This is a genomic window from Saccharopolyspora sp. NPDC050389 (assembly GCF_040655595.1).
Classification (GTDB): domain Bacteria; phylum Actinomycetota; class Actinomycetes; order Mycobacteriales; family Pseudonocardiaceae; genus Saccharopolyspora.
On record NZ_JBFAKG010000050.1, the window covers coordinates 1 to 16,090 of the forward strand.

Consider the following 16,090-nt stretch of genomic DNA (forward strand, 5'->3'; position numbering starts at 1 on the left):
CACGCCAACCTCCAACGGATGCGCCAGATCATCCACGACTGCGGCGGAGCCACCGCCGGAGCCGACGCCCTCGAAAACCACCTGAACTGACCACGACTGCCGGCTCGACCAGCGCCTGGTGGCCCGCCGCCATTCCGGGAATCGGTGGACTGCTCGCACTGCGGAAGATCCGCGATCACTCCCCGACGCACGCGCAAGCCCACACCCCCAGGAGAACTGACGTGACCGACACCTACTCGGAACTACCGTTCCCGCAGACCGATTTGGCGCACAGCGCGATCCGCTTCGTGCGGGGCATCGAGGATCCGGCGATCTTCAACCACAGCATGCGAACCTACCTCTACGGACGCTTCCTCGGCGAACAGCGGGGCCTGCGACCCGATCACGACTACGACAACGAACTGCTGTTCCTGGGATGCGTGCTGCACGACTCCGGGCTCAGCAACGAAGGCAACGGCGATCAGCCCTTCGACATCGACGGCGCCGACCTTGCCGCTCGCTTCCTCACCGACCATGGACTGCCGGCTGATCGGGTCGAGATCGTCTGGGACGCGATAGCACTGCACCTCTGCTACGAGGTGGCCACCCGCAAGCGGCCCGAGATCGCCTTGGTGACAGCCGGCGCCGGATACGACCTCGGCCCTGCCGGGTTCGCCGCCCTCCCGCCCGGGTATGCCGACCGCATCCATGCGGTCCTACCACGCCTACACGCCTCGGCCGTGCTCTACGACACGATCGTCGGCCAGGCACTCGACAAGCCACAAAAAGCTCCACCGTTCAGCATGCCGGGCGAACTCCTCCGCCAGAAGACCCAGGAAACCTGGCCGACCTGGCAACAGCTGATGACCCAACCGCCCAGTTGGCAAGACTACGACGGCTACCGGTCGTCGATCTGAAGTTCGCCGCGTTCGACCACACGAAGGGAAATCGCATACGCCCGAGCCAGCAATGCGACGCACGAGTCCGACAATCGTGCCACCACCTCGCTTTCCCGGCGCATTCTGACAGTGGTCGCAGGTCTTCTCCGGACGGAGCTTGCCGGGTGTGCCCACTGCGGCGTGCGTCACCAGCGGTGCCGCAAGATGGCCATGTTCAGCATCGCAGAGGCCACGAATGCACCGACGTCGAGCAGGAAGCAGACGAGGTCGAAATCGTAGAGGACCATGAATGCCATGGTTCCCAGGGCGAGTGCTCCGGCGATCGTGAACAGTCCTATTGCGACGGATCGGTGGAACGGATCGTCGAGGTCCAGCGCACTTTCGTGGTTCGCCCCGTCGTTCATCCTCGCTGCGCTCCGTTCGTCGAGCACGGATGTTCGTTCCAGCCCCGTGGGTCGAAAGCGCCCCGGCCGTGACAACTCGTACCGATCGACTCCGGTGGTCTCATCCGGCCACCGCACGACCTGCGCCCATGTCCCGCAGTGCGGAACACGCAGAGATCGAGGCTCGGCGACCGACGAGTTTCGGGAACCGTTGGAAACACGGCACGAAAGCCGCGGTGTCGCGCAAGACTGGCAGCGACCGCTATGCACGGCCGGACGCGTAACCACCAGCGAACGCGCCGATACCCGCCGCGACGACGGCGACCACCGATGGACCGGCCACGGACGCGGCGGCGATCACACTGACGCCGGCCGCAGCCACGCTCACAGCGACAGCCGTTCGGCGCAACGCTGGCCTTGGCCGGCTGGACCGCGCCGCGCGAGCCACCTTGAGCACGTCCAATGCCTCATCACTACCGTTGGCAACACGCGGAACTTCTGCCGCAACAGGCCGGCCCGGCACGGCAGCGGTTCCCGAGGGGGTGGAAGCGCCGGTCTGCGCAGTGATCAACTCGGCGAGCCGCTCGGCGAACGTGCTGACGAGTCGCGCAATCCGAGCCCGACGAGTACGTGCGGATCATGCACAACCCCGACCGGGCACGGCACCGCAGATGATCGCGCGGCCCACGCAACTCGGCCGTCAAGTCGGTTGCGGTGGATACCGGTCCGGTCGACATGTTGACCGACCGTGCTGTTCTGGACATCACCGGCTACGCCGTGGCTGATCAGGCGGCGGAGTGTTCCAGGTCGCCCGCGCCTTGCGGCGCCGCGAACCAGTGTGCAGAACCTGTTCCACAGGGGGCACATCGACGTGATCGGACTCAGCGCGTTGTCGGTGCTGTCAGGTGCGGTTGCTGCGATGCGCGTATGGACAAGGATCTAGAACGTGTTCTAACCTGATCGACGCTTGAACTGCCACTCGTCTGAACAAGGTCTGCTTGCAGTGAAAGGCATCGGGATGTCTGAGGCTGATTACGTCGTTGTGGGCGCGGGCAGCGCCGGATGTGCCGTGGCGCGACGACTCGCCGAGCGGGGATCCAGCGTCATCCTGGTCGAAGCCGGGGCCCGGGACGACCGAGGGCCGTTGAAGAGCCTGTTGAGCATCCCGGGTGCCATCGCCGTGGTGCACTCCACGCCGCAGCTGAAGAAGTTCTTCGACTGGGGCTACAAGTCGGTCCCCCAGGAACATGCGGCCAACCGCAAGATTCCCCAGACCCGCGGCAAGGTGCTGGGCGGATCCAGCTCGGTCAACGGCATGCTCTTCGTCCGGGGCAACCGCGAGAACTACGACGATTGGGCGAACGACGGCTGCAAGGGCTGGTCGTACGACGACGTCCTGCCGGCGTTCAAGCGCCTGGAGCACTGGGAGGGCGGCGCGAACGACTTCCGGGGGGCGGGCGGTCCGATCCGCGTCCGGAAGCAGGACGGCCTGACCGAGGCCGCGCAGGGCTTCATGGACGCGGCGACGAGCCGCCTCGACGTGCCGATGCTCGACGACTACAACGCGGCAGGCCAGGAGGGCATCGCGGCCATCCAGCTCAGCGCCGATCCTGGTGTGCGGTACTCCTCGTCGAAGGGATACCTCCACAACGATTCGGTGGACGATCTCACCATCGTCACCAATGCGACCGTTTCCAAGGTGGTGCTGAACGGCTCACGCGCTACCGGAGTGGAGGTCATCGGCAAGAACGGCAGCCGACGCGTCATCAGGGCGGGTCGCGAGGTCATCCTGTCCGCTGGAGCGTTCGGTTCCCCTCAGCTCCTCATGCTGTCCGGCATCGGCCCGGCGGACCACCTGCGCGAGCACGGCATCGAGGTGCGGGCGGACCTGCCGGTCGGGGACAACCTCCACGATCATCTCTTCGTGCCGGTGTCGTTCCGGATGGACTCGGCCCTGCGCAGGCCGACCCCGTCGTACTTCGCGCGTGGCCTCGCCCGGGAGTGGTTCCGCCCCGGCTCGGGCTGGGCCGGCGGCTCGCAGTTCGAAGCGACCGGCTTCGTGCGCACGTCGCACGCCGGTTCGGTCCCGAACCTCCAGCTGTTGAGCCTGTACTGGGTTTACCCGATTCCGAACCAGGACTCCGACAAGGCGGTGCGACCGCCTTCGACGAAGCCCGGGCAGAGCGTCTTCCCGGCGTTGATCTACCCCGAAAGCCGCGGCACCGTTCGCCTGTCCAGCGCGGACCCGCTGGCCGCGCCGCTGATCGACCCCGCGTACCTGAAGGTCGGCAAGGACAGCGACGTGCTTCTCGAAGGCATCAAGATGGTGCGAGAGGTGATGGACGGCGTCGGCGACAACCAGGGCGAGATCGGACCGGGCCAGCAGTACTCGGACGAGAAGGAACTGCGCCGGATCCTCCCGGACTACGTGCACAGCGTCTACCACCCGGTGGGAACCTGCCGAATGGGCGCGGACGAACGAGCAGTGGTCGGGCCGGACCTCAAGGTCCTCGGCATCGACGGCCTCCGAGTCGCGGACGCCTCGGTGATGCCTTCCATCATCGGCGGCAACACCAACGCCCCCTCGATCATGATCGGCGAACGCTGCGCAGACCTGATCCAGAACTGAAAGCCCTCAGCCCACCGACGATTCCAACCGATGGCTGCGCCGCCCCTCCAACGAGGGGCGAGGACGGAACGTGTGGAGAAGCATGCCCGGCCTCCGTGCCCACCACGACCGTGCTGGGCATCATGCCCTCTTCAGACGGCGTCTGGTCCGCGGCTTCACGGGATCGACAGGGACAGCTGTGTGCCGTCGGTCCGCGGTGTCGTTGAGGCTGGGCGATCAGCTCAGCTTCCGCAGTGCGGCGCGCACTGCGGCGAGGCTCGCGTTGGGTTCGTCCCAGAAGACCATGTGCCCGGCTCCGGGGATTTCGACGAGTTCGGCGGAGGGATTGGCCTTGGCGGCTTCCTGCGCGCCAGCGGCGGTGACGACCGGGCTGTCGGCGCCGTGGACGAGAACCACGGGGGCCGGCACGTTGGGCCAATGGGCGAAGAAGTCCTCGGATTCGAACCCGGCGTGAGTTGCCGCGATCGCGGTCCGGGAGCAGGAGGACAGCCAGCGGGCGCGCAGCTCCTGTTCCCTGCGGGGCCAGCGGGGCCAGGACTGCGCCACCTCGTCGGCGTTGGTGCCGTCGCGGGCTTGGTCGAGTTGGCGGAGGAAGGCTTCGAGGGTTGTGGGGTAAGGATCCCTGCCCGGGCCGCTCATCGGGGGGTCGACCAGAACGGTGCCGCGCAGTTCGTGCTGGCCGGTGGTCGCGGTCATCGCCGCGATCCGCGCACCCATGGAGTGTCCGAGCAGGATCGGGCTTTCCAGCTGTAGCCCGGACACGACCGCATCAACGTCCGCGGCGTAGCTGGCGAGGTCGTAGCCATGTAGTGCAGCGGCACCATTCGCGGTAGCGGGCTCGGGCGGGTTGTCGGAGAGTCCGCGGCCCCGGATGTCGAGCACGAGCGGGCGCACGAGGTCGGTCAGTTCTCGCGCCACGAAGTCCATCGTGATGGCGGGGCTGGTGATGCCGGGCAAGATCAGCACCGGCACGCCGTCGGCCGGGCCGTAGTCGAGCAGATGCAGCCGGAGCGGTCCCGAACGCACCCATCGGCTCACCGCGGGGACGGCGCCGAGATCGGCCAACGCCGGTTGGCTCATGGTGCGGGCAGTCGGTGGTTCGGCCGGGATCGACGGGAGGGACGTGGTCACGAGTGGCCTTTCTGTGTCGGCGAGTCGGCTCAGCGGTCGGCGCGCTACCCAGCCGCCGATGCGAGGGGCGCGGCGGGGTTGCGCCCGGGCAGGCGGTCGAGGTGGGCCAGGGCGTCGTAGAGGCCGATGACATCGGCGTATTTGGCTTGCAGGTCGAACAAGGCGGCATCGTGCGGGCCTTGCGCTCGGTCACCGCAGGCTTCTCGCACGATGAGGGTGTTGAAGCCGCACTGCACGGCATCGACCGCGGTGGCGCGGACGCAGCCGGAGGTGGTGGCGCCGCAGACGAGCAGCGTGTCGGTGCCCAGGCTGGTCAGCAGGGTGGCCAGGCCGGTTCCGTGGAATGCGGAGGCGCCCTTCTTCAGGACGAGGTGGTCGCAGGCGTGCTGCTCAAGTCGGGGATCGAGAGCGACCTCTTCGCTTCCTTCCCGCAGGGCGCGCATGCCCGGTGCTTTGCGGAGCCAGGCGATGGAGTCGCCATCGGCCTCGGCGGGCGTGTAGCTGATCGCGGTGTAGATCACCGGCACGTCGTGTTGCCGGGCCGTGGTCGCGAGGACGGCCGCCGCGGTCACCTCCCGGGTGAGGTCGGATCCGGAGGCGAAGCCGGGTTCGGTGAATCCGCGGGTCAGGTCGACCACGACCAGTGCCGGGCGGCTGCCGCGGGGAACAGCGGCGCCGAACCCGGCCCGGTCGTAGGTAGCATCGGTCTCGGCCCCGTGCAGGCCGGCGGATCGGTGGTCATCGACGGGCACGCTGCAACTCCTTGATCAGTTTGTCCTGGGTGCGGATCCGGCCGAGCAGCCAGCCCTGGAAGAACCCGAGCGCTGCGGCGGCCGCCAACGCGGCGTATCGCCGGGTCTCGGGTGGAAGCAGCATCGCCAGCCCGTCGAGGCTGTCGTTCGCAGCGGGGCTCGCGGCCGGAGCGGGCGCGGCGGCGTTGCCGGCCGTGGTTCCGAGGGCCGGTTCCGGAGCTGCGGTGCTCGGCCCCTGCTGCAGTTGAACGGCGAGGTTGCGGGCGAACTGGTCGAGCAGCCGGTTGGACACGGTGCTGATGGCGCCTTTGCCGAACTGGGCGAGCTTTCCGCGCACGGACAGGTCGGTGTGCAGGTTCAGCGTCGCTCCCCCGGGAGCTTCGACCACGGTCAGGGTGACATCGGCTTCGGCGTCGCCGTTGCCGTGGCTGTCCGCTCCCCGCGCGAGCAGTCGCAGCCGGCGATCGGCGGCAGCGACCTCGCTGAACCTCACCGTGCCGGAGTAGGCGGCGCTGATCGGGCCGACCTTGAACTTGACGCGGCCGCGGTAGGTGTCGCCGTCCCGCCCGTCGAGGGTCGCGCCGGGCAGGCAGCCCGCCACCCGCTCGACGTCGTTGATCAGGGCGAACACGGCATCCGGGTCGGCCGGGACTTCAAGGTGGTTTTCCAGGATCACGGTGTCTCTTCTTTCTCGGCAGAGGTGCCGCCCGGGCAAGCAGGTTCGGTGTCCGAAGTGGACCGTCGACGCACAGCGGTCGCGGCGATCGCGTCGACGATCGTCTGGTAACCCGTGCAGCGGCACAGGTTGGCCGAGACCGCCTCTCGGATCTCCTCGCGGTCGGCGTCCGGCTGCTGAGCGAGGAAACCCTCGGCGAGCATGAGGAATCCGGGAGTGCAGAACCCGCACTGCAGTCCGTGGTGGTCGCGGAAGGACCGCTGCAGATCGGAGAGCTCCCCGTCCTCGCCGAGCGACTCGACTGTGCGGATGTCGCTGTTTTCGGCTTGTACGGCGAACATCAGGCAGGCCCGCACCGGTTCGCCGTCGACGAGGACGGTGCAGGCCCCGCACACCCCGTGCTCGCATCCGACGTGGGTGCCGGTGAGACCGAGGTCGTGGCGCAGGGCGTCGAGCAGGGTCTTCCGCGGTTCGACGAGGGCCTCGTGCGTTGCACCGTTGACGTTCAGCCCGATCAGGTGTCGCTCGCTCATGACGGGGTGGTCGCCTCCTCTCGGCTGGACAACTGCGGGGATCCGGCCGCGTCGAGCGCGGCCAGCACGGTCTGCGGGTGCACGGGCGTGGTGTCGAGTTCGACTCCGGTGTGGCGCAGTGCGTCGTTGATCGCGTTCAGCACGGCGGCCGGCGCACCGATGGTGCCGCCCTCGCCAGCACCCTTGGCGCCGCTTTCGGTGAAGGCGCAAGGTGTTTCGAGGTGGGTGACGGTGATGTCCGGGATCTCCGTCGCGGTCGGCACGAGGTAGTCGATGAAGCTGGCGGCCGAGGGCTCGCCGTTGTCGGCGTAGGTGACCTCTTCGAACAGCGCTCCGGCGATGCCCTGGGCGATCCCACCGCGGCACTGGCCATCGACGACCTGCGGGTGGATCACCACTCCGCAGTCCTCCACACAGGCGTAGCGCAGGATTTTGATCTGGCCGGTGCCCGGATCGGCCTCGACGACCACCGCGTGGGTGGCGTTGGAGAACGTGCCGTCACCGGCGACGTCGAAGCTCGCGGTCGCCGTCAACGTCGGTTCGACGCCCTTGGGCAACAGGTGGCTGCGCAGATAGGCCACGTCCGCGATGTCCTCGAAGGACACTCGCTGCGCGGGGTCGTCGATCTGGACGACTCCCCCATCGCCGTCTAATCGGACGTTGTCCGGGCGTGTCTTGAGCAGGTGCGCGGCGATGGTGCACAGCAGCTCGCCGAGCCGTCCGGCCGCGACGGACACGGCCGACCCGCCGATCGTCACCGACCGCGAGGCGAAGGTTCCCCATCCGTAGGCGATGCGCTCGGTGTCGCCCTGCCGCAGCTTGACCTTGTCCAGGTCGAGTCCCAGCCGGTCGGCCACGATCTGGGCGAGGGTCGTCTCATGCGACTGCCCGTGGTTCATCGTGCCGCTGGTGACCACCACCGACCCCGTGGTGTCCATCCGGATCTCGGAGACGTCGAAACCGGGAACCACCTGCATCTTGCGCTTGGCGAAAGCATCGGAACCGTAGCCGGTCCGCTCCGAGAAGCAGCAGTGGCCGATGCCGATGTGCCGCCCCTCGGCGGCGGCCCGCTCCCGAAACTCGTACCAGCCCTCATCACGGAGGGTGGCCTCGGCGAGGTCGAGCGATTCCCGGTAGGTGCCGGGATCGTAGGTGACGTTGTTGACGCCGGTGTAGGGGAATTCGGTGATCACGTTGCGCCGGCGGATCTCGACCGGGTCGATGCCGAGTTCGCGCGCGGCGCGCTCCATGACGCGTTCCATCGCCATGACGTACTGCGGACGGCTGACCCCGCGGTAGGGCGCGGTCGGCGCCTTGTTGCTGGTGATGGCGCGGCCGCGGACCCGGTAGGCGGGCACCTGGTAGACGCCCGGCATCTCGGCGGAGGCCATCAGCGGTTCGATGCCGGCCGTGAACGGGTAGCAGGAGTAAGCGCCCATGTCGCAGACGACGTCGACGTCCAGGGCGGTGATCCTGCCCTCGGCGTCGAACGCCGCGCGGGTGCGGTAGCGCTGCTCGCGGGCCAGGAATGCGGCGGTCAGCGCCTCCCGGCGGTCCTCGATCCACTTCACCGGGCGGTCCAGCTTCCGGGCCGCCGCCGCGACCGCGATCTCCTCGCGGCCGACCACGCACTTCTGGCCGAATCCGCCGCCCATGTCGGGGACGGTGACCCGCACGGTGCGCTCCGGAACGCGCAGCGAGCGGGCCAGCACCGTGCGCACCTGGTGCGGGACCTGCGTGCAGGTCTGCACCAGCAGCTGGTCGTCGCGGTCGTCCCAGGAGGCGACCACACCGCGCGTTTCCAGCGGCAGCGCGTTCTGCCGCCCGCTTCGCGTGACGACCTCGACCACGCACCCCGGTCCGGATTCGGCGGCCTCGAACGCGGTGTCGACACCGGGTGTGTCGAACATCGACACGTCGAGGAGGACGTTCCCGGGCGCTTCCTCGTGCACGAGCGGTGCGTCCGCGGCGAACGCGGTCTCCTCCGAGACGACCGCGTCGAGGGGTTCGTAGGTAGCCACCGCGGCTTCGATGCCGTCTTCCACGCTGTACGGGTCGCGAGCGATGACCACGGCCACCGGTTCGCCGACGAAGCGCACCTTCTCCGTTGCGAGGATGGGCATCGCGGTGGGCGCGAACTCCTCCGGCGGGCGATCGAGCAGCGCCACGATGTCGCCGAGGTCGAGATCCTCAGCGGTGTAGGCGGCGACGACGCCCTCGACCTCGCGGACCGCGGAGAGGTCGATGTCGAGGATCCGGCCGTGCGCGACGGTGGAGCGGACGAAACCCGCGTGCAGCATCCCGCTCAGCTGGACGTCGTCGATGAACCGCCCCCGACCGCGCAGCAGGCGGGGGTCTTCGCGCCGGGGGACGGCAGCCCCGACCCAGCGCTTCCCGCCGGGCTGCGGAGATCCGTGTCGGACACCGGTATCGCGTCCGGTCATCGCGTCACTCCTTTCTCCCACGCCTCGTGCAGGGCCTGGGCGACGAGCGTCCGGGTGAGCCGACGGCGATAGGCGCCGGTACCCGCTGCGTCGTCGGGTGGATCGATGGCCGCAGCGGCAGCCTCCCCGCACGCGGTGAACAGATCCGGCCCGGGGACACCACCGGCCAGCACGGCCTCGGCCTCGGGAACCCGGATGGGCGCCGGGGCCACTCCGCCGAGCACCACCCGACCTCCGGTCAGCGGAACCGCTTCGGCGACGGGGTCCGCGTCGAGCGCGACCGCTGCGTCGACGGTCGCGAAATCCCCGTGGCGGCGGGCGAACTCGGTGAGCGCGGCTCGCGGCGCCGGGCGCGTGAAGCGCACTTCCACGACGACCTCGTCGGGTTCGACGGCCGTGGCGTAGAACCCGTAGAACATCTCCGCGGCCGGGATCTCCCGTTGCCCGTTCGGGCCTTCGGCGACGATCACGGCGTCGAGTAGCAGGGCGAGCAGGCACCACTCGGCGGTGGCGTCTCCGTGCACGATGCTGCCCGCGACGGTGCCGCGCGAGCGGATCGGCAGGTGGCCCACCCACCGCATGGCCCGGGAGATGACGTCGAACTCCGGCCCCAAGGCGTGGCCGGCGGTCTCGACCGAACGATGGGTGCTCAACGCCCCGATCCGGAGTTCCGAGCCGTCGCGCCGGATCGAGCTCATCGCCGGATCGCGGCGCAGCAGTCCCATGTCGACCAGGACCGTCGGCCGGGCGAGCCGGAAGTTCATCATCGGTATCAGGCTCTGGCCACCGGCGATGAGCTTCGGCTCCTCGCCCGCTGCGGCGAGTTCGCCGAGCAAGCCGACTGCATCGGCGACGTCATGCGCCCGGTGGTAGCTGAACGCAGCGGGCTTCACGCGGTCAACCTCCTCGTTGTTCGTTACCTGGACGGATTTCGCCGTCAGCGCGCCGAAGTCTCCGTTGTGGCAGCGGCTTTCACATCCGTCGGCTCAGCACCGAGATCGGTGATGTGGTCGAGTTCGCGGCCTCGGGTCTCCGGCGCGACGACCATCATGAACACGACCGCGGCCACCACGAGCACACCGAGCACCGTGAAGGTCAACGGCAGGCCCAGCACCGGCCACAGCACGCTGCCGAACAGCAGCGGGGCGAAGCCGGTGACGGCGCGGCTCGACGACGACGCCCAGCCGAAGCCCGAGGCACGCAGCTCCGTCGGGTAGAGCTCGGAGACGTAGGCGTACATGACCGGGATGACCACCAGGGCGAACAGACCGAAGGCGCCGATCGCCACGACCGCCAACGTGGGCGTTCCCAGCAGCAACGAGAACACCACCAGCATCACCGACATGATCGGCCCCGCGGTCGCGATGACCCGCTTGCGGCCCACCCTGTCGACGACGAGCACCGCCAGTGCGACGCCGACGATGCCCACCGCGTTCATCAGCGCGGTCGAAGCGAAGGCCGCGATCTCGCCGAAGCCCTCCGCCTTCAGGATCGACGGCATCCAGCTCAGCGCGGCGTAGTACACCAGCATCACGCTGGTGAACAACGTCCACGACACCGCAGTGATCCGCGGGTTGAAGGCCCACACCCGGCGAAGCTGGTCGAACGCTGCCGCCAGTGCCCCACCGCGGGTGTCCTCCGCTACCGCCGCCGGAATCACGTAGGGCTCCGGCTTCGCCCCGGTGCGCCGGACGAGATCGTCGATGACTGCGCGAGCTTCTTCCTCACGGCCCTTGCGGACCAGGTACAGCGGAGACTCCGGAACACCGCGTCGCACCCAGATCAGCAGAACCGCCGGCAGGATCATCAGCACCAGCATCCATCGCCAGTTCCCGTGCACCGGGACCAGCAACGTCGCCGAGACGCCTGCCAGCGTGGTCCCCACCGGCCACCAGCCGTCCATCGCCGAGAGCACCCGTCCCCGTTGTCGGCGGGGTGAGAACTCGCTGACGATCGCATAGTCGACCGGGATGCACCCACCGAGACCGACGCCGGCGAGGAAGCGGAGGAGCAGGAAGATCTCCAGGTTCGGCGACAGCGCCCCGATCGCGGAGAACAGCGCGAAGAGCAGCAGCGTGATGCTGAACGCCCGCTTGCGGCCGATGCGGTCGGCCACCGTCCCCCAGGCGACCGCACCGACCGCCATGCCGATCAGGTTAGCGGTGGCCACCAACCCCTTCTGGCCCGGCGACAGCCCGAACTCGGTCCCCACCAGCGGGGTGAGGAAGCCGTTCAGCGCGACGTCCCAGGCATCGAACATGTAGCCCAGTCCGCCGATCAGGAAGATCTTGCCTTGCACGCTCCATCGCCAGGGCAGGTCCTGGACGACTTGGTCTCCGGTACGCATGAGTCACTCCGTTGTGCTGTGGCGGCGGCGTCACGCGTCAGCGTGCGAACTGGTATTGGATGGATTCGGTGTCCGGGTCCGTGAGCGGGCTGCCGTTCCACAGCCAGTCGTAGGACACGTCGGACTCACCATCGAAGCGACGCAGCTTCTCGTCGCGCTCACGCTGCTCCGGGCCATCGGGCAGGTGGTAGAAGCTCATGTTCTGCAGGGACGCATCCTGGACCATGCCCGCGTGCTTCGCCCGTCGATCGACGTAGCGGACCAGGGCCGCCTCGATCCCGTCGCGGGTCACCCGGCCGAGCTCCTCCGCGAGCACAGCGGCGTCCTCCATCGCCTGGGAAGCGCCCTGCGCCTGGTAGGGCAGCATCGCGTGGCAGGCATCGCCGAGCAGGGCGACCCGCCCGTCGACCCAGACCGGGTCGCGGCGCCGGCGGTACATCGCCCACACCGACACGTCCTCGTCCTTCGCCTTGGCCAGCACGGCCGGAACGCGGTCGTCCCAGTCCTCGTACTCCGCGGCGAGCTGCGCCGCGGTCGCCGGGCCGCTCCAGTCCCGGGCGATCTCCTCCGTGCACGGGACGATCGCGACGACGTTGAGGTACTGACCGCCGCGGATCATGTAGTGCACCAGGTGCTTGTCCGGGCCGTACCAGATCGTGGAGTGGAAGCGGTCCACGAGGAACCGGGTCGCCGGGTCGGCGGCCACCAGGTCGCCGGGGATCAGCGCACGGTAGGCCATCTCCCCGGAGAACTCCAGGGTGTCGTCGAATCCCGCCAGATCCCGCACCGCGGACCGGATGCCGTCCGCCCCGATCACGAGGTCCCCGGCGAACCGGCGTCCATCAGCGGTCAGCACCGCCGGGCGCGCCGGATCGGTGCGATCGAGATCGACCACCTGCGCCGAGGTGGCGACCTCGACCACCGGGCCGGGCCCCGTCGGGTCCAAGCACGCCTCGAGCAGGACGCCGTGCAGGTCGGCGCGGTGGTAGTGCCAGTAGGGCGCCCCGTACTGGTCGATCACCCGCTGCCCGAGCGGCAGCTGGCCGATGATGCTCCCGTCGGCCCAGCGGCGGCGGACCTGGTCCTGGGGTTCGGTGCGCACGCGCTCGAGCTCGGCGCGAAGCCCCAGTCCGATCAGGATCCGGCTGGCGTTGGGCGCGGTCTGGATTCCCGCGCCGATCTCCCCCAGCTGCGCCGCCGCCTCGACCACGGTGACCCGCAGGCCGCGCTGCCGCAGCGACAGCGCGGCGCACAGGCCTCCCAAGCCGGCACCGACAACAACGACTTCGAACGACTGGCTCGCAGCCACGCTGGCCTCCTCGTCCTCGCCGGAACCCGCGTCGGATTCAGATGATCCGAACACGTACTATCCGGATATGCAAGGTCTTGTTTGAAAAGATTTTGTTCGCAGGTGATTACCGCTTGATGCGCTTCTGATCAGCGCGAAAAGGGCGCAGGCGATCAGGATGCGGACGAGCGAGCACGAGCTCGCATCGGGTGAATACGTGCAGCGCAGCCCGCGGAGCCGGGACGCCCCACCAGAGGGCAGTCCCGGCCGCGAGCGTCGCGCGCCGGAGAGTCAGGCCGCGTGCGTCGGCACTCCCGGGGCGGTGACCGCTCCGCTGAGCAGCTTGCCCGCACCGGGCACTCGGGGTTCGAGTCCGAGTTCGGACAGGATCCGGAAGGTGGTGGCGGTCGCGGCCGAGAGCACCGGGATCCCCACCTCGTCCTCGACCGGCTGGATCGAGGGCAGGGACGGCATCTGCACGCAGGCCGACAGGACCAGCGCGTCAGCGTTGGACAGGTCGAGCTTGCGGTAGTGCTCGCGCAGATCGGCCGGGTCCAGCCGCGCCACAGCGAGGTTGTCCGGCACCTCCAGCGAGAGCGCGTCCACCACCTCGACGCCGGCGTCCTCGATGTAGTCCGCCACCGCCTTGGTCAGCGGCTTCATGTACGGCGTCAGGATCGCGACCTTGCGCGCGCCCAACGCACCGATGCCGGACAGCAGTGCACCAGCACTGGAAACGACCGGGGCATCGGACCCCTCGGCGCGCAGCGCGCGGGTGATGTCGTCCTCCGCGGTGCAGTGGTAACCCGGCCCCTGCGCCATGATCGCCACCAGGCACGCGGTGGCCACGACCGCCGGGCGAGCGTCGGCCAGTTCCGCCGCCGCTCGTTCGGCCTGCGCGTTCATCGCCCGCAGTTGTTCCGGGGTCACGTGCTGCATCCGCGCCCGCGCGGAGTGGAAGATGAACCGGTCCCCCGGATCGACCTCCTCCCGAGCTCGCAGCATCCGCGGCAGCTCGGTCTCCATGGTGAGGTTCGAGCTGGGCACGATCATTCCGATGTGGTGCTCGCGCACCACCGCCGCCGCGCTCATCGGCGACCGACCGGGCGCATCTCGGCAACGGTCAGCTCGCCCGCGTCGACGATCAGCTCGTCGTCGAGGTACAACGAGTTGCCGCGCATCGGGATGTCGAAGTGGCAGGCGGTGTCGTTCGGGCCGCCCAGCTCGTTGTTCGGCCCGATGGAGAACATCACGTTGCCGTAGAAGCTGCGCAGCTCCATGCCCATCCCGCCGGGGAACTGGGTCAGGCCGTGCCAGTGGGCACGCTCGTCGAGACCCCAGCCGACGTGGCTCATCCCGTAGCCGCGCGGGTCGTCGAAGCTCTCGATGTACGAGCGCAACAGGTCCGCGTCCAGCCCGGACGCCCCGGCGCCGCCGCGGATGTCCTGGATGAAGCCTTTCTCGATGGTGATCTCCACCGGGGTCTGCACGTAGGTGTTGAACGGCAGGAGCACGTCCCCCGGCGAGAGCACGATCTTCCCGTCGACACCGTCGTCGGCCCCGCCGGTGAACACGAACGCTGCCGGCCAGTGGTCCCATCGACCCGGGGTGTCGGTGTAGCCGTACTCCGACAACGTCGGGTACATGCCGAGCTGGTAGGTGACGTCGGTACCGGCCGGGCTGGTGATCCGCATCGTGCTCGCCTTGGCCAGCAGCTCGGCGCCGATCTCCACCCGCTCGCGCAGTTCCTTGGTCGGCATCAACCGGGCGAGCAGCTCCGGCGGCTCGACGGCGGTCAGGATCCGGACTCCGGCGTCCTGGATGGCGAACTGCTCCTTGCTGAACAGCAAGAAGGTGCAGTCCACGACCATGTCGACGCCCTTGAGGGCATCCACGGCCTTGGGGATGTTCCCGAGGCCGGAGTCGCCCACGGCCCACGCCCCCGAGGCGCTCGCCGGCGAGGGCAACCGCATGTGGAACGCCGCAGCTCCCAACTGCTGAGCAGCCCACAGGAACGCGTCCGCGTACTCCGCGCGCTCCCCGCCGCGGGTGAGCACGACGACCGTCTCACCCTCGTGCACGCCGGACAGGCGCAGTTGCTGCAAGCAGATGTCGTTGAACAGGTTCTGGTCCACCGTTGACCACCTCCTCATGTAATCCGAACACGTATTATCCGAGCACGCAAGAGTTGTTTTCGCGGAACCTGTGTGCACCGAACCTGCGAGCAAGATCCACGCGTCAGCAACGGCGCTTGCACACGTCACGCGCGGGAACAACCCCTGCTACACGCGGAGAGCCGGTCAACCAGATGACATGGCGGACAAGATGATTCCCTTGCACAGCCCAAGTTACGCCGTCCAGGCGAACCCACACCCCGGACGAGCGCGACCTGGCTCGGATCGCACCGGAGCGACCTGGATCCACCCCGGCCAAGCCAGTCCTGTACCAGCGCAACCATCCGGGTACGTATTATTAATCGGCACCTAACCCAGGTGCCGAGCTGCATGGGAGGAACGCAATGGGGGAGCCAGCGCGCACGGACCGACGTGTTGCAGAAACGTCCGCCGTCGCTCCGGCACCACCCGCCGACCTGCTAGCCGCCCCCGGCTACGGCGCCCGCCGGCTGTACCAGGCCTACCTCGCCGCTTGGAACCGGCACGTCGACTCGGTGCTGACCGGTCCGCAGTTCGCGGTGCTCTCCGCCGTCCGCGCCTATCCGGGCAACGACCAGAGCTCGCTGGCCGGTGCCGCCGCGCTGGACACCTCGACGATGGCCGACTTGTGTCGCAGGCTCGAGCGACGAGGTCTCATCCAGCGCATCGAATCCCCGCGCGACGCCCGGCGCAAACTGCTGTCCCTCACCGAGGAAGGCGAGGCGGTGCTCACCCAGGTGCACCACCGAGCCCGGCAACTGGACGAGGCACTGCTCGCCGGCAACGACATCGCCCGCGACGCCAACATCGCAACACTGCTCAACGCACTCGGTGCCCGCTGGGAAGCCGTCGCAGCATTCGAAAAACTGGACTGAG

14 protein-coding genes are annotated in these 16,090 nt (G+C 68.7%); 3 read left to right on the forward strand and 11 right to left on the reverse strand.

Annotation, left to right across the window (positions count from 1 at the left end; all coding sequences use genetic code 11):
• The first annotated feature begins 221 nt into the window (after positions 1–221).
• Entirely contained in the window at positions 222–896 is a 675-nt protein-coding gene (locus AB0I53_RS28815) for an HD domain-containing protein (RefSeq protein ID WP_358609533.1), read from the forward strand.
• 167 nt (positions 897–1,063) lie between these two features.
• Here AB0I53_RS28815 and AB0I53_RS28820 read toward each other — a convergent pair whose 3' ends face one another.
• Complete coding sequence (locus AB0I53_RS28820) at positions 1,064–1,309, reverse strand: hypothetical protein (RefSeq protein ID WP_358609536.1); 246 nt, start codon at positions 1,307–1,309, stop codon at positions 1,064–1,066.
• Between the two features lie 970 nt (positions 1,310–2,279).
• Here AB0I53_RS28820 and AB0I53_RS28825 point away from each other — a divergent pair.
• Positions 2,280–3,890, forward strand: coding sequence for an FAD-dependent oxidoreductase (locus AB0I53_RS28825; protein WP_358609539.1), 1,611 nt, complete (start codon positions 2,280–2,282; stop codon positions 3,888–3,890).
• A 216-nt stretch (positions 3,891–4,106) separates the two neighbouring features.
• Here the strand turns inward: AB0I53_RS28825 and AB0I53_RS28830 are convergent, their stop codons facing one another.
• The 10 genes from AB0I53_RS28830 to AB0I53_RS28875 form a co-directional block, all read right to left on the reverse strand.
• Positions 4,107–5,021, reverse strand: coding sequence for an alpha/beta hydrolase (locus AB0I53_RS28830; protein WP_358609542.1), 915 nt, complete (start codon positions 5,019–5,021; stop codon positions 4,107–4,109).
• Positions 5,022–5,065: 44 nt separating this feature from the next.
• The gene (locus AB0I53_RS28835) at positions 5,066–5,773 is read right to left on the reverse strand and encodes an isochorismatase family protein (RefSeq protein ID WP_358609545.1); all 708 of its coding nucleotides are present in this window, start codon (positions 5,771–5,773) and stop codon (positions 5,066–5,068) included.
• A complete protein-coding gene (locus AB0I53_RS28840) occupies positions 5,760–6,449 on the reverse strand; it encodes an SRPBCC family protein (protein WP_358609548.1) in 690 nt (229 codons plus the stop codon). Before AB0I53_RS28840 ends, AB0I53_RS28835 begins: the two co-directional genes overlap by 14 nt.
• Complete coding sequence (locus AB0I53_RS28845) at positions 6,446–6,982, reverse strand: (2Fe-2S)-binding protein (RefSeq protein ID WP_358609551.1); 537 nt, start codon at positions 6,980–6,982, stop codon at positions 6,446–6,448. The genes AB0I53_RS28840 and AB0I53_RS28845 overlap by 4 nt, the downstream gene beginning before the upstream one ends.
• Entirely contained in the window at positions 6,979–9,426 is a 2,448-nt protein-coding gene (locus AB0I53_RS28850) for a xanthine dehydrogenase family protein molybdopterin-binding subunit (RefSeq protein ID WP_358609554.1), read from the reverse strand. The genes AB0I53_RS28845 and AB0I53_RS28850 overlap by 4 nt, the downstream gene beginning before the upstream one ends.
• Positions 9,423–10,319, reverse strand: a complete 897-nt coding sequence (locus AB0I53_RS28855) for an FAD binding domain-containing protein (protein WP_358609557.1) — start codon at positions 10,317–10,319, stop codon at positions 9,423–9,425. Before AB0I53_RS28855 ends, AB0I53_RS28850 begins: the two co-directional genes overlap by 4 nt.
• A 44-nt stretch (positions 10,320–10,363) precedes the next feature.
• Positions 10,364–11,773 (reverse strand): MFS transporter, encoded by a 1,410-nt coding sequence (locus AB0I53_RS28860; RefSeq protein ID WP_358609560.1) that lies wholly within the window; start codon positions 11,771–11,773, stop codon positions 10,364–10,366.
• A 37-nt stretch (positions 11,774–11,810) separates the two neighbouring features.
• On the reverse strand, positions 11,811–13,082 hold the full coding sequence (locus AB0I53_RS28865) for an FAD-dependent monooxygenase (RefSeq protein WP_358609563.1): 1,272 nt from the start codon (positions 13,080–13,082) through the stop codon (positions 11,811–11,813).
• A gap of 270 nt (positions 13,083–13,352) precedes the next feature.
• On the reverse strand, positions 13,353–14,135 hold the full coding sequence (locus AB0I53_RS28870) for an Asp/Glu racemase (protein WP_358609720.1): 783 nt from the start codon (positions 14,133–14,135) through the stop codon (positions 13,353–13,355).
• Between the two features lie 14 nt (positions 14,136–14,149).
• Positions 14,150–15,196, reverse strand: a complete 1,047-nt coding sequence (locus tag AB0I53_RS28875) for a leucyl aminopeptidase (RefSeq protein WP_358609566.1) — start codon at positions 15,194–15,196, stop codon at positions 14,150–14,152.
• Positions 15,197–15,579: 383 nt separating this feature from the next.
• On the opposite strand from AB0I53_RS28875, the gene AB0I53_RS28880 reads away from it, so the two are divergent.
• Positions 15,580–16,089 (forward strand): MarR family winged helix-turn-helix transcriptional regulator, encoded by a 510-nt coding sequence (locus AB0I53_RS28880; RefSeq protein WP_358609569.1) that lies wholly within the window; start codon positions 15,580–15,582, stop codon positions 16,087–16,089.
• Position 16,090 lies beyond the last annotated feature (1 nt).